Below are 14,319 nucleotides of genomic sequence, written 5' to 3'. Positions count from 1 at the left end.
CACGACGGCAGCGCCGTCACGGTATCTTGCCTTCGGCAAAAACCGGGTAACGCGGGGTGGAGCAGCCCGGTAGCTCGTCAGGCTCATAACCTGAAGGCCGCAGGTTCAAATCCTGCCCCCGCAACCACTGAGACTTGCAAATTCTCCCATTCGGGATATTTGCGCAAAAGCTCCTCGGCGTAAGCCTCGAGGAGCTTTTTCTTTTTGTGCTCCGTGTCGATCTCACCCGAAGCAATACGGGCCATCAGATCGTTCTGGGCGGCGGCGACGAACTGCTGCTGCATGATGTCGATCACATCCATCGAGGCCATGATATTGGCGATGTCGCCATGGACCTGCAGGGATGCCGGCCGGTGACCCGGCGTCTTGCCGATGACGACCGTCTGGATCAGGTCCCGCACGATCGGCATCAGCCGGCGCTTGGCCTGTTCGTCGGCATTGTTGCGGGCGAGGAAGAGAAGCTTGCGGATGGCGATCTCGGTGTTGGCCGCATTGAACTGCGCCTTCAGCCTGGCGATCTTCTCCTGAAAACCTTCCGCAGCGGGCTCTTCGGCCGCGGAAAGTTCCATGACCAGCCTCTCACGATTGACTTCCAGCTCATCCAGGTGGTCGTCGAGGATCGCAAGACGCGGCCGGCCTTCGGCATGCCGGTCCCGGATCTGCTGCATCAGGCTTGCCTGCTGCGACTTGATGGTCGCAAGCTCGGCGGTCAACTGGTTCTTCCGGGAGGGAGCGCTCTCCAGCTTGCTCACCTCGTGCGCGACCATCTTCTGCGAAATCCGGTCGAAGATGTCGAGCGAGTAGAAGGCGGCCGGAATGCAGTTGAGGACACGCTCTTCCAGTTCGTGGCGGGTGATCGTCTTGCTGTTGCCGCAGCAGGCGCCGCCGAGGTCGTCGATCGGCAGGCGCTTCTTCCGGTTCGTACAGCTATAACGATCCTTGCCCGAAATGGCGTAGGGACCGCCGCATTCCGCGCATTCGAGCATGCCGCTCAGAAGATACTCCGGCCGGTGCGTCGCATTGAGCCGGTTGCTCTGCCCGAAATCGAACAGCTCGCCCACTTGCCTCTGCCGCTCCTTGACGCGCTGCCACAGCTCATCCGATACGATGCGCATCTCCGGGACGTCCTTGAATACCCACTCGGTGGCGTCGTTGGCACGGGCGGTTCGTCGTTCGGTCTCCGGATTTTTGCGGTACTGGCGCCTGTTCCAGACGATGCGGCCGATATAGCTCTCGTTGTTGAGAATGCCGCTGCCACGGCGGACATGGCCGCGGATCGCCGTATCGCGCCACTTGCGGCCGCGCGGGCCGGGGACGCCTTCATTGTTGAGGAGGTGCGCGATGTCGCGCGGAGACATCCCGTCGGCATAGAGCTGATAGATGCGGCGAACGACTTCCGCCTTGACCGGTTCGATATCCCGCAGACCCCGGATGCGGTCACCATTGGCATCGCGCTGCTGCGACAGCTTGTAGCCGTAAGCGAGGCAGGTCGACGCCTTGCCCTTCTTCACGGCGGTCTTCATGCCTTCGCGGGTGCGGTAACGGATCTGCTCAACCAGTTCATGGCTGAGTGCGGCTCTGAGCGCCATCTCAAGATCGGTGACCGGCGTGCCGGCATGGACGGTCCAGATGTCGGCGTCGCGGTAGCGCAGTTCCTTGAGGATCTTGGCGCTGTGCTCGATGTCGCGCGACAGGCGGTCGACCGTGACGCAAAGCACGACATCAATGCGCTCGCGCTTCACATGCGCCATCAGGCTCTGGATGCCAGGGCGGAGTTGATAGCTCGTGCCGCTGACCGCGGCATCGGAATAGGTGGCGACCAGTTTCCAGCCCTTCTGCTTGACGAAGGCTTCGCCCAGCTCGATCTGCGTTTCGATCGACACTTCGTGCTGGCGGTCGGTGGAGTAGCGGGCATAAAACAGGACGTTCTTGGTCACGGTCTGAATTCCATCTCAAACAATATTGTGGGGAACACTGGCCGGCAGCGCCGGCCAGTCTGATGTCTCGGCGAGGGCGTTACGGCGATGCCGCAGCACGCCGGCAGGCGAAATCCTGGCGCAGCTTCACGCGCCTCCAGAGTTCGTCGCCGACGATTCGCAAGGCAGGCGCGAAATCGTACTCACGGCCCGGTACCCAGGACCGGCCGATATAGATCTCGTCATTGAGGATGCCGGTTCGCCGATCGCGGCCGCCGCGGATGGTGGCGTCACGCCACATCCTGCCGTGGGGGCCGGGAATGCCTTGAGCGTTCAGTGCGTCGGCGATTTTTGCCGGCGACATTCCGTCGGCATACATCTGGAAAATCCGCAGGACGACTGCGGCGGTCTCGCGTTCGAGAACCCTGAACCCGAAAATATACGTCCCATCGGCATTGTGGGCTCCGGTGTAGCGGTAGCCGTAGGGCAGCGGTACAAGGTGCTCGGCCTCATAGAGGTCATCGGGCATCGGCGAACGACGGCGCCCTCGTGCGAGCGTTCCGTCGGGGTTGTTGTAGTAGTGGTCGATGAGATCTGCGGCCTTGATCCGCACACCGGGATCGGCGGCCCAGACTTCGATGCCTTTCGCTTCGAGTTCATGCAGCAGCCGTTCCGCGACGGCAAAGCGCGAGCACAAGCGGTCCAGCGTATGGCACAGGACGATATCGATCGATCCGATATCGACCTCTTCGAGGAGCTTGTGGATGCCGGGCTGTGCGGTAAACACGACCTCGCCGATGTCTTCGTCACGGCAGGTCAGTTCCAGTTTCCAGCCGTTCTTCCGGATGAAGGTCTCGGCATAATAACGCTGCGAATCGGCGCAGGCGGTGTGCAGCGTATCGGCCGAGTTGCGGAGGTAGAGCAGGACTTTCTTTGTCATGGGGGCTCCTGGAGCTTGAGAAATGATTTTGGGGGACATGTTAGCCTGGCGCGGATCGCTTGGGAGCCCGCGCCAGCCGCCAGTCCTTCATGGTCTGGCGGTGGTGCGTGATGGGGCGGCGCCGAGGGTGATTGCGCGCGGCAATAATTGCCGCGGTCACGCCGGCCGCATGGACGCGGCTAGTAACCCATTACGGCGCGGTAGGCCGCGGCTGCCCCGGTATTGCCGGCGAGACGGTTGTCGGGTCGCGGCATGAGGATCTGGTCCTCGATACTGTCGCGATTGCCCAGCCAGTGCCAGCCGGCTTCGGCCGGGCCGGTCACGAAGACCTCGTTCGGGGTGAGCCTGATACGGGTTGCTCCCGTCTCAGCCTTGATTGCCTCGCGCAAAAGGCGGATCGCCTTGCCGTTCTCACCCGCCTTCTTCGGCGCCGGGTCCCTGGTGGCGATCGCCGAGGGCGCGATCCGCTCGGTCAGCACCAGAACGCGGCCGACCCTCTTGCGGCGACCTTCGGCGTCATCGATGTCGACGACGACTCCGCCGCTGAAGACATCACAGAAGACACCGCCGCTCACGGCAACGCAGTGCGTGCTGAGAGACACGACGCAAGGGTAGTCACGCTCCATTCCGGTGCGACCATTCAGGTAGGCAGCAAGCGTCGGCCGGTCGGGAACGTAGCGCCACTTTCCCACATATCCGACCAGGCGCAGGGCCTGCTCGATCTCGTGAGCACTCACCCATTTGACAGGCGGTGTGTACGAGAAGTCGAGCCAGCGCGCGCCGTACCGCACCTGGCGGATCGCATCGGCGGCCTGAGACACGGTCACGCCGGCGATGGACGCGATGACGCACAGTCCGTCATACAGGCGGGACCTGGTATCCTTGACGACGTCGTGAAGGTAGCGGGTCTTGATCGCTCCGACATCGGGTAGGGGTTTGGTCGCCGCCGGTTTTACCGGAGCACTTGCGCGCCGAGCGAGTTCTGCCTGAATGCTGCGGGCAGCACTCGTCTTGTCGAAGGGGAACGCCAGAACATTGTTCTGGCGATCGCCCTCAGAGCGGGCGCGCTTGGAGGTCTCTTCCTGCGAGGGAGGGGTAGGGGTATGCGACATGATGACTCCTTTCGTGAGCAGATCTTCGTCGTCGTCGACGAAGATCCGCGCGCAGGGCGTCATCGCGCATGCGGCCGGTGCAGAACCCCGAGGTGGGTGTCCGGCACACAAGGTCTCCTGACGGCGGCATAATGGCGCCATCAACATGACGGTAATCGAACATGGGCGCCTCCTTCCGTTCCTTGGACTGGCCTGGGTTGAACATCGCTGCCTGCCACTAATCACAGGCGTTATCTTTTAGCAAGTATCTGTAATCGTTGAGGTAATTTGAGTGAATTCAGGGGGCATTCTCAAAATGGGACACGCCATCTCGTTGAAAAGTCGAGACTTGCTCCGGAGCGGCGATCGGCACTTACGCACTGGTAACCACTCGATTCGGTTTGGTGTTGCGAAAATGCAACGGTTTAGAGCCGACATCTGAAGTGAGGCGCCGATCGCACAAGCCGATCAGCATCAGGCCCAGCGCGTGAAACCTCTGGAAATCCGATTCAGAATCGAACGGCGTTTTATGAAGTAACGGGGGGAAACGTGTCAGAACCTGCAAACGCCGTCAGGCGTTGACCGGCACCTATTGATGGAAAGGTCGAGATCGGCGCAGAGCGGGCCGACGCCGCCTCAAGCGTCCCGATCGGGATCCTCGGGATGGAGAAGGTGGACCTTGCGACGAAACGGCCAGTCGCCTGTGCGATACTTGGCGACGAGTTCCTCGAAGACGATGTCGGACTCCCGCTCGTCAAATCCCTGCTCTACAAGCATCCTGACCACCCGGTCCTGAAAATCCTCCAGCACCTCTTTCGCGTCCCTGGCCGCCATGCTGGAAATCGTCATGAAGAGCGCCGTGCGGGCAATATCGTCCCGGTTAGGACGCCTTGCCTTGCGATCGGCGTCACGCAGCTTTTGCTGACGTTCGCGCTGCTCGCGATTGCGGTCCTCTTCTGACTTTCTGGCCATGATGCCACTCCCATATGCCCTGCGGCCTCCTTGCCAGACCAGCGCCTTACCGGCAACGCCGCTTGTGCTGGAATCAGAAATCCCGGCTCGTGAATCGGAAATCCACGGTTCGGAATCGCGGATGCGCAACTTGAGATGACCTGCGGGCACGTCGAGCTAGATCGAGATGACGTGCGGAGACGAAACGGCGTTTGCGGAATCAAAGCTTCACAGCTCTGAATCGGAAATCCGGAAACCGGAATCAAAAATGCGCAATTTGTCTCGATGTGCGGGCACGCTGAGATGACATACCGGCACATTGAGACGATGCCTGCCAGATTGTCTGCTTCGCCGGATATCGCTCAACTGCCGCCGTATCGGGCTTTCCGCGCCAGGCGGCGGTTCCTGCCACGCCCTGTTAACGGAAGTGTTTGTCCGAGGCCTGAAGCGACTGATTGCGGTCTGAATCCGGGAGAAACGGTGATTAAGTATCAATAAAAGTAGAAAATAATTTTGTGATGCTGGAATATGGTTAATTTGAGAAATAATTGAAATATTAATTGTATATATGAAAGTAAATAATGAGCCTTTACTTGGGTGTCACTTGATGGCCGATTTGACAATTACTGATGTTGCGGTGACCATATGTGTGTTCGATGTTTGTGTCGAACGTATATTATCAGTAACCAGTGAGGTTTTATCGTGAGTGCATCCAAGTTTGTCCTGCCTTCCGCCTTCGCCCATCACTATGAAAAGCTCGGGATCGCGGATGCGGTTCTTCGTGACCAGCTCGAAATTGCTGCCGGGAATATCTCTGATCTCGGCCGCCGCACGACCGAGCAGAGCTTCCTGCTCGGAGAGCATCTTGTTTCCGCTTCTGGTCTGCTCGCCGACGGTCTCTTCGACAAATGGGTCAAGAGGCGGTGCAGCTTGGCCGCCCGCACTGCGAGGGCCTATATGTCCGTCGCGCGCAATCTCGGCGAATACCGGGATGATCTGGTCGACCTGTCGGCCAGCCCGACTGTCATGTTCCATCTGGCGCACGCGCCGCATGAGAAGATCCGCGATGCGATCGCCCATGGCGAGGAGCATGGCCGTCTCCGTGTGCTCGATGTGAAAACCATCCTGGGCGATGGCGATGAGGCCAAGGACAAGACTGCCCGGGGTGACCTCCATGGAGCAGGGGGTGTGACCGGCCTGAAGGCGCTGATCGCGGTCAAGATCCGCGACGGCGTGAAACTGTTCATCGTCCATATCGAGGTCATTGTGCAGGCCATCAAGGCGGCGCTGGACCAGAAGCGGGTGATCAAGGAGGCGCTGGCCAGGGAGGTTGAAGATCTTGCCCGTGTCGCGCGTATGGAACTTGAAAGCCTGGCGCAGTTCGTGGAACCGGACAGCGACCTGCGCCGCCATCCGCGCTCGACCCAGTTTCCGAAGAAGACCGAGTGGGCGGTGGTGAACGAAACGCTGCAGAAGCTTGGGCTCTTCGATACCTGGCCGAAGTCCAAGGAATTGCCCGGTTGGCTTCGCGATGAGGTCTTGCCGGTCCTCGAATGGGCGATCTCGAAGGAGCGCAAGCCGAAATGGCCGCTGGCCCAATCGGTAGAAAAGATGGTCGCCGTCGACGATGTGGTCGAGTTGACCCCTGAAGCGGAAGCAGAGCAGGGCAAGGATCAGGCCGACGCCTCGGTCGAGATCGATCTGGATCGCTTCACGGAGCGGTTCGGCGAAGCGCTTGAGCAGGCGACAGGCGGGCTGATGGTCGTCAGCCGCGAAACATCCAAGGTCCGCAAGCAGGTCGTGGCGGTCCCGCCGCTGGCAGCCGACGAGGCGGCAGACGGTTTGGGCGAAACGCTCCTGGATGAAGGCGCATCCGCACCGCAACTGACCGCGTAAAGCTCTCGACATGCTGGAAGGTCGATCGGTCGGCCTTCCAGCCAAACCTTCAAGGGCCGCTTGTCGGCCCTTTGTCTTGCCCGGCTTCGGCCTCGAGATGTTTTGGCCGCGGGCAGGCGTTCGAGCCTCAGCGGATGGCCAGATCGAAGCGACCGTGAGCCCGGCGTTAACCTTGTTCCGGTCCCGTTCTCATTTTTGGTCCAGGGGTCCTTGAGCCCGAGCGCCGGTCCTGCCAGGTTGCGGCTGTTCCGGATGGCCGGAACAAAGCGGCCCAAGCCGATGCGCCAACATCGACAAGGGCCTGACCGTCAACCTTGTACAAGAAGGAATCGGGCTATGAGCACGAATACCGTTTCTGTCCCCGCTGGGGAAGTTCTCCGTTCCATGATCGACGCGGCCGAAGCTGCCGCAGCTTCTGGGCTCCGCCCGCGCCTATTCGGCTTTGGCCGCAATGCGGTTCCGGCTCCGGTTCGCGACCCGGCAGTGCTGCGCCGCCATCCGCATCTCGTCCGCTTTGCCGATGTCGAAGCCGATCTCGATCTGCTGATCAATCGAGCCATCAACGCCATCATGGACGGCGAACCGGCCGAAGACGAGATCCTCGGTCACTACGTCAACATCGCCTCGCTCGTCCGGGCGGTGTCGTTCCGGGAAGGCAAGCTGCTGGAGCAGGCGGTCGAGCGTGTGGCGAAAGCGAACCCGAGCATCCTCGTCCTCACCCAGTCCCTGAAGCTGCCGCTGGTAAAGGCGGCCATGGAAGCGGTAACTGGAAATGACTGGTCCAGCCTCGACGGCATCAAGCTCGATTGCGAGGCGCCGGCCAAGGGCAGCTACACGCCGGACCTGATCGTCGTGAACCGCGCCCGGCACACGGCCTATATCCTCGACGTCAAACGGTCGCTCGCATCCTATGGTGACACGAGCCGTCTTGAGGAACTGAAGCTCAAAATGATGGCGTCGGCCATGGTCCTGCCGGACTGGCTCTACAAGAACCAGAAGCGGCTGATGGTCGATGCGGTCGAAGTGGCCATCGTCGATGGCGCCAGCCGTCCGAGCGATCATGCCAATGGTGTCTGGGCGCTGTCCGAACTCGACGACCTCTTGGAGATCGATGGTGTTGCCGCCTGCATGGCCGAACTGCGCCTGCGCTTCGGCATCCGGGTGCAGCAGCTTCTCGAGGTCGAGGCGCGCAAGGCCCTCGGCGGCAAGGAGCAGATCGCCATCTGTGCGTCGGAGGCGGTCATCGTGCCCGCACCCGCTTGCTCGCGGATCAATCTCAACGGGCCCAGCCGGACTTTTGAAGAAGACCAGGCGGCGCGTTCACACGATGATGATCACGATCGTGACGAACCGGGCGTCGATGAGGACGAGCCGACGCCGGCCTTCATCCGGATCGGCTTTGCCCGGCGCCCTGCCAGGCATTGAGCTCGGCCGCACATTGCTCGCTGCTGCCTGATGGCCTGACCGCCGCGCCCTGACGCTTGCCGTCAGGTGTCGCGTAGCGATCCCTCGCGTCAAGGCCGCGGCTTTCCCATCCTGTTCTTCTCATAAGCGCTGGACCGAACGCGGTCCGGCCAAGGAGTTCCCATGTCTTCCGATATCAATCTGGATGTGCCGCCACGCATCCGCTGTGAGGCGATCCCGCCGTCCTCGACGTCCCACAACCTCGTCTGCCATCGTGCGCACGGCACTGTCCTGCGCTATCCCGGATACGGTACTGGTCTCCCGACTGGTGACGATCCAGCGCATCTGATCGGCCTGGCGCTCGGCCATGTCCGGCAGGGTACGGGCTTGACCGGCCTCGTACCGGATACGGTCATCGGCCGATTGCAGACCCATGCCGATACAGGCAACCCGGCCTGCCGCCTGCTGCTCGACTGGCTTTCCAGCCGTAATCGCGATCTGGCGGTCTCGACTCAGCCGGATGCGGGCAGTCCGGGTTCGGCCAAGCCCCGTCCTCTTCGCCGCCTGATCCGGGAGCGTCGCCAGGCAAGACCGGGCAGTCTGAAGAAGCGATGGCCGACCAAGGGGCAACCGCCCAGCGGCAAAACGGCAATTATTGCCGCGATGACGGAGGGGCGGATCGATGAATAAGCTGTCCCGCCTGTTCCTGCGTCGCCTCGAACGCATCGCCCGGCGCGAAGCCCAGCGCAACGCCCATCTCAATGGCCTCTTGTCGTTGAAAATCGTCGAAGTGGGCGGGCACGTTCTGCGGCGCTACTCGCCAGCCTTCGAAACCGCGTCTCTTTCCGGAGACCACGACCGCGACGTGGCGTGGGTTCGTCGGAACTTCGGCGGCTACCTTCTGCCGCCGCCTCAGCAGTCCGACATTGTAACGACTGAAGGTAAGTCGCCGACATCTTTCCTGCCGTCTCTCTACCGGCTCGGTCAAGTGACAGCCAGCGATCATGTCGCGGCAATCGATCACAAACGCCGTGCCTATGCCGTCGGTCTGGTCGGGCGGGCGGGCAAGGCGCCGCTGATCAGCAACATCGTCGCGGCCCTCGTGCTGGCCCGTGCGATCGAGAACGGTCGTGTGCCGCTTGCCAGGATCGTCCGTGCTGCCGCCATGTCGGCGCCTGTCGTCGCGCTGCATGGGCCGATCGTCGGCTTTGAGCAGGCCATGCGCCGCCTCATCGAGACACCGGGCTTCGTGCCGGGCGGCGCCTTGAGCGGCATCGATGGAGAATACGTCTATGATGACGGCACCTTTGCCGGACCCGAGGGTGCAGGCCGTACGTACATTCAGTTCCTCGGACATAGCATCGCGCGCATCGCCGGCGCCACGCTTCGGCGCCGGCTGGTGAATGCGACGACGCGTGACTATCCTGTCGTTGCGATCAGCGAGAAGGCGGAGGCCATCCCGTCCGACATCGCCATTGCCGCCGACATCGGCCTTGCGGCAGGCAGGCTGGACTATCCCTTCCTCAGTGCCATGGTGGAGGCGATGCATGGTGCCAACGGTATCACGGCGCTGGAGCAATGGTCGACGGCCTACGACGCGCATTACCTGACGATCGATGATGTCGTGCTGGCGTTCCGGCCGGGGCGCAGCGCATCCCAGGTCATTGCCGTGCTGGCGTCCCTCACCGAGCGCAATCGTGTTGCCGCTCGGGAGGATGACGATGATGACGACGAACCGGCATCCAAAGGCGCTGGCAAATCATCGAAGTCGAAGCAGGATGCGAAATCGTCGGAGAAGTCCTCATCCGGAAAAGATAGCGGCGGTGGATGGAAACGCGACAAGCTGTCAGGCGCCGAGGTCATCCAGCCGGAGCCATGGGGACCGGGAGAAAACGATCGTCCGTCGCTCGTGGTCGAGACGCTCGCCGGTTACGGCAAGGCCAAGACCTGGGCGCTGGATCTGAAGGCTGATCTGGCCGATCACAGGGCGGGCGCTCTCGCCTGGTCGGACATGAGCACCAAACTTCTGCTCCATGGACCGCCCGGGACCGGAAAGACGACTTTTGCTCGGGCGCTTTGCAACAGCCTGCAGATTCCGCTGGTCGTCACATCCGTATCGACTTGGCTGCAGGGCGGGCATCTCAACGACGTCATCGACCGGATGAGCAAGACCTTCGTCGAGGCCCGGGCCATGGCGCCGGCGATCCTGTTCATCGACGAGATCGATGGCATCGGCAAGCGGCAGCCGGCCGAACGGGAATATGCCGACTATTGGAACACCATCGTTAACAAGGCGCTCGAGTTGTTGGACGGGGCGGTCAAGAGCGAGGGGTTGATCATCGTCGGCGCGACGAACCGGCCCCAGGAGATCGATGATGCGCTGAAACGCTCCGGACGCCTGGAGACGCATATCGAGATCCCCTTGCCGGATATCGCCACGCTCACGGAAATCTTCGCTCACCATCTCGGCGATGATCTCGCATCGCTGGTCGATGGAAAGGCGTCGGATGAGACCAAGGCCGATGAGGTGGGTTCCGAGGCCGCGGGGATGAGTGCCGACGAGGCAGAAGCACCCAACATCCAGGCCGATCGGGACAGCGACGAACACACCTTGAGGGACGCTCGGGAAGGAGCCGCGACATGACAATGACATCGAAGCACATTGAACCGGGTACGCTTGAAGCGGCCGTGTCCCTTCTGAAGCGGCTGGCAACGAGGGCGATGGGGCTGACCGGCGCCGATATCGAGCGGATCGTTCGCCAGGCGCGGCTGAAGGCCCGCCGCGAAAAGCGGTCGATCCGGTATGAAGATCTCGAGGATGGTATCCGGATGGACCGGCCGCAGGTGCCGTATGATTTGCGCTGGCGCTTCGCCATCCATGAGTCTGGTCACGCAGTCGTACATCATGCCTTGAGGTTGGGGCCGATCCATGGGCTCAACATCGATGCGCCCGGAGGCGGCGGCTACAGCCAGCTCGGATTCACCGCATCCGGCAGCGATACGCTGGGCTACCGTGAGGACATGCTCGCCATGCTCATGGCGGGGCGCGCCGCCGAGCAGATCGTCGTCGGCAAGGTGTCCGCCGGATCGGGTGGCTCCGATGACAGCGATCTGGCACGGGCCACGAAGATGGCGCTCGCCATGGAGCGGTCCCTCGGCTTCGGGGCGACCCAGCCGCTGCTCTACCGCGATGATAAGGACCCGACCGCCGTGCTCGATGCTAATCCCGATCTCGCAGCCCGCATCCATGCGCGCTTGGAAAAGGCATTTGCGAGGGCGGTCGAGATTGTCAATGAGAACCGCGATAAGCTTGATGCGCTCACCAACGCGCTGTTCGATGCGCAGGCTTTGGATGGCGAGGCCGTAAGACGCCTCCTCAAAGACGGTGATCGACCGCCTTCCGTGTAGACTGTGATTCGGGCGAGCATCGATTGCCGTCGGTGATTGCTCCGATGTTGAGTCAACGTCAGTTTGCCATCAAACGGGGTAAGGCGGCGCGCTTGGACAGAGGACGTTTTGGCGAGTCTCGCCGTTCGTTGAGCTAAATCAAGATCCATTGCGCGAAAACGTCTAGGGTGAGACCATATCGGACGGAAGACAGGAGTTCGCTCCGCATGACCTTGTATCGGCCTTGGTCGGACGCGGCGTCGTGGTTGCTCAGGGACCATTAGGCCTATTTGCGCAATCTCCTCGAATGCGAACGTCGGCCTTTTCGATCCGGCCGCAGGGAGAGAATGCATGGCGAATGATCCTGACCTCGAAGACCTCGCGCTGATCGACCGCTACTGGCGGGCGGCCAACTATCTTTCGGTGGGCCAGATCTACCTGATGGACAATCCGCTGCTCCGCGAGCCTTTGAAGGCGGAGCATGTGAAGCCGCGCCTTCTCGGCCACTGGGGCACGACGCCGGGCCTCAACTTCATCTATGCCCATCTCAACCGCATCATCCGGGCGCGCGACGCCGATGTCCTTTATATCTGCGGCCCCGGCCACGGCGGGCCGGGCATGGTGGCCAATACCTATCTGGAAGGCACCTATTCGCAGGTCTATCCCGAGATCGGCGAGGATGAGGCGGGGCTGAAGGCGCTGTTCCGGCAGTTCTCCTTCCCCGGCGGCATTCCGAGCCACGCGGCCCCCGAAACGCCCGGCTCCATCCATGAGGGCGGCGAACTCGGCTATGCGCTGGTGCATGCCTATGGCGCGGCCTTCGACAATCCGGGCCTCGTCGTCGCCTGCGTGGTGGGGGATGGCGAGGCCGAGACCGGCCCGCTCGCCGCCGCCTGGCATTCCAACAAGTTCCTCAGCCCCGTCAGCGACGGCACGGTGCTGCCGATCCTCCATCTCAACGGCTACAAGATCGCCAACCCGACCGTGCTGGCGCGCCTGCCGGACGAGGAGCTGGCCCATCTCTTCACCGGCTACGGCTACGACCCGATCTTCGTGGAGGGGCATGAGCCGCAGGCGATGCACAGGGCCATGGCGGCCGCGCTCGACGCCGCCTTCGACCGCATCGCGGCCATCCGCGCCGCGGTGAAGGACGAGCCCGCCCGCCGGCCGCGCTGGCCGATGATCGTGCTGCGCAGCCCCAAGGGCTGGACGGGGCCGAAGGAGGTGGACGGCAAGATGGTGGAAAACCATTGGCGCTCCCATCAGGTGCCCGTCTCCGAGTGCCGCACCAACGCCGCCCACCGCGACATCCTCGAAGCCTGGATGCGCAGCTACGATCCCGAAGACCTCTTCGATGCGGATGGCCGCCTGAAGCCGGAGCTGCGGGCGCTGGCACCCACGGGCGCGCGCCGCATGGGCGCCAGTCCGCACGCCAATGGCGGCGTCCTTCGCAAGGAGCTGCGCACGCCCGATATCGGCGCCTATGCGGTCGCCGTGGAGCGGCCCGGCGCGGTCGAGGCACAGGCGACGAAGATCCTCGGCGACTACCTGCGCGACGTGATCCGGCTGAACGCGGCGGATCGCAACTTCCGCGTCTTCGGGCCGGACGAGACGGCCTCCAACCGGCTCTCCAGCGTCTTCGAGGCGACGGACCGGGTGTGGATGGCCAAGACGCTGCAGACGGACGACCACCTCGCGCCGGAAGGCCGCGTCATGGAAGTGCTCAGCGAGCATCTGTGCCAGGGTTGGCTGGAGGGTTATCTGCTTACCGGCCGGCACGGCTTCTTCTCCTGCTACGAGGCATTCATCCACATCGTCGATTCGATGTTCAACCAGCATGCGAAATGGCTGAAGGTGGCGCGCGAGCTGCCCTGGCGCAGCCCCGTCTCCTCGCTCAATTACCTGCTCACCTCCCATGTCTGGCGGCAGGACCACAATGGCTTTTCCCATCAGGACCCCGGCTTCATCGACCTCGTCGCCAACAAGGGGGCGGATATCGTGCGCGTCTACCTGCCGCCGGACGCCAACACGCTGCTATGGGTCGGCGACCATTGCCTGCGGACATGGAACCGCATCAACGTCATCGTGGCCGGCAAGCAGCCGGCGCCGCAATGGCTGGCGATGGACGAGGCTACCCGCCATTGCGAGGCCGGGCTCGGCATCTGGGACTGGGCGGGCACGGAAGGCGGGCTCGAACCCGACGTAGTGATGGCGGCGGCCGGCGACGTGCCGACCATGGAGACGCTCGCGGCGGTCGACCTGCTCCGCCAGGCGGTGCCGGGCCTTCGCATCCGCGTCGTCAACGTCGTGGACCTGATGGCGCTGCAATCGCCGCAGCATCACCCGCACGGCATCGACGATGCGGCCTTCGACCGGATTTTCACCCGCGACCGGCCCGTGGTCTTCGCCCATCACGGCTATCCCTATCTCATCCACCGGCTGGTCTACAAACGCACCAACCATCCGAATTTCCACGTCAGGGGCTTCATCGAGGAGGGCACGACGACCACGCCCTTCGATATGGCCGTGATGAACCGGCTCGACCGCTACCATCTTGCCATGGAGGCCATAGAGCGCCTGCCGGCCCTTGCCGCGCGCCGGCCCGGCCTCATCGCCGCGCTGGAGGCGAAGCTTGACGCGCACCATGCCTATGTGCGCGAGCACGGCGAGGACATGCCCGAGATCCGCGACTGGAAGTGGCCCTATCCGCGGCCGGAAGCGCCTTAGCGGATCG

General features: G+C 62.6%; 11 protein-coding genes and 1 tRNA gene. 7 read left to right on the top strand and 5 right to left on the bottom strand.

All coding sequences use genetic code 11. The features are described from left to right. Window positions 1-50: 50 nt before the first annotated feature. Window positions 51-127, top strand: a tRNA-Met gene (locus D0Y60_RS19105). Here the strand turns inward: D0Y60_RS19105 and D0Y60_RS19100 are convergent. The 5 genes from D0Y60_RS19100 to D0Y60_RS24895 form a co-directional block, all read right to left on the bottom strand. Further along, a complete protein-coding gene (locus D0Y60_RS19100) occupies window positions 84-1,883 on the bottom strand; it encodes a recombinase family protein (RefSeq protein WP_245409236.1) in 1,800 nt (599 codons plus the stop codon). The two genes, D0Y60_RS19105 and D0Y60_RS19100, sit on opposite strands and share 44 nt — an antisense overlap. 133 nt (window positions 1,884-2,016) lie before the next feature. Further along, complete coding sequence (locus tag D0Y60_RS19095; protein ID WP_245409233.1) at window positions 2,017-2,895, bottom strand: recombinase family protein; 879 nt, start codon at window positions 2,893-2,895, stop codon at window positions 2,017-2,019. A gap of 140 nt (window positions 2,896-3,035) precedes the next feature. After that, the gene (locus D0Y60_RS19090) at window positions 3,036-3,968 is read right to left on the bottom strand and encodes a hypothetical protein (RefSeq protein WP_245409232.1); all 933 of its coding nucleotides are present in this window, start codon (window positions 3,966-3,968) and stop codon (window positions 3,036-3,038) included. A gap of 615 nt (window positions 3,969-4,583) precedes the next feature. Further along, window positions 4,584-5,048 (bottom strand): hypothetical protein, encoded by a 465-nt coding sequence (locus D0Y60_RS19085; protein WP_245409231.1) that lies wholly within the window; start codon window positions 5,046-5,048, stop codon window positions 4,584-4,586. A 450-nt stretch (window positions 5,049-5,498) separates the two neighbouring features. After that, window positions 5,499-5,762, bottom strand: a complete 264-nt coding sequence (locus D0Y60_RS24895; RefSeq protein WP_199564231.1) for a hypothetical protein — start codon at window positions 5,760-5,762, stop codon at window positions 5,499-5,501. A gap of 93 nt (window positions 5,763-5,855) precedes the next feature. Here D0Y60_RS24895 and D0Y60_RS19080 point away from each other — a divergent pair, with 93 nt between their 5' ends. The 6 genes from D0Y60_RS19080 (at window position 5,856) to D0Y60_RS19055 (ending at window position 14,312) form a co-directional block, all read left to right on the top strand. Then, window positions 5,856-6,794, top strand: coding sequence for a hypothetical protein (locus D0Y60_RS19080; RefSeq protein ID WP_199564230.1), 939 nt, complete (start codon window positions 5,856-5,858; stop codon window positions 6,792-6,794). A 384-nt stretch (window positions 6,795-7,178) separates the two neighbouring features. Further along, on the top strand, window positions 7,179-8,219 hold the full coding sequence (locus D0Y60_RS19075; protein ID WP_245409230.1) for a hypothetical protein: 1,041 nt from the start codon (window positions 7,179-7,181) through the stop codon (window positions 8,217-8,219). 162 nt (window positions 8,220-8,381) lie between these two features. After that, window positions 8,382-8,888 (top strand): hypothetical protein, encoded by a 507-nt coding sequence (locus D0Y60_RS19070; protein WP_117371540.1) that lies wholly within the window; start codon window positions 8,382-8,384, stop codon window positions 8,886-8,888. Then, window positions 8,881-10,842: an ATP-binding protein gene (locus D0Y60_RS19065; RefSeq protein ID WP_117371539.1), complete on the top strand. Its 1,962-nt coding sequence runs from the start codon at window positions 8,881-8,883 to the stop codon at window positions 10,840-10,842. Before D0Y60_RS19070 ends, D0Y60_RS19065 begins: the two co-directional genes overlap by 8 nt. Then, the gene (locus D0Y60_RS19060; protein WP_117371538.1) at window positions 10,839-11,606 is read left to right on the top strand and encodes an ATP-dependent Zn protease; all 768 of its coding nucleotides are present in this window, start codon (window positions 10,839-10,841) and stop codon (window positions 11,604-11,606) included. The genes D0Y60_RS19065 and D0Y60_RS19060 overlap by 4 nt, the downstream gene beginning before the upstream one ends. 330 nt (window positions 11,607-11,936) lie before the next feature. Continuing rightward, window positions 11,937-14,312 carry a phosphoketolase family protein gene (locus D0Y60_RS19055; protein WP_117371537.1) on the top strand — a complete coding sequence of 792 codons (2,376 nt, stop codon included), beginning with the start codon at window positions 11,937-11,939 and terminating at the stop codon, window positions 14,310-14,312. The last annotated feature ends 7 nt before the right edge of the window (window positions 14,313-14,319 follow it).

Source organism: Shinella sp. WSJ-2 (genome assembly GCF_003432075.1).
Classification (GTDB): Bacteria; Pseudomonadota; Alphaproteobacteria; order Rhizobiales; family Rhizobiaceae; genus Shinella.
Note: the sequence above shows the minus strand (reverse complement) of the source record. Positions and strands in the feature narration are given on the sequence as shown.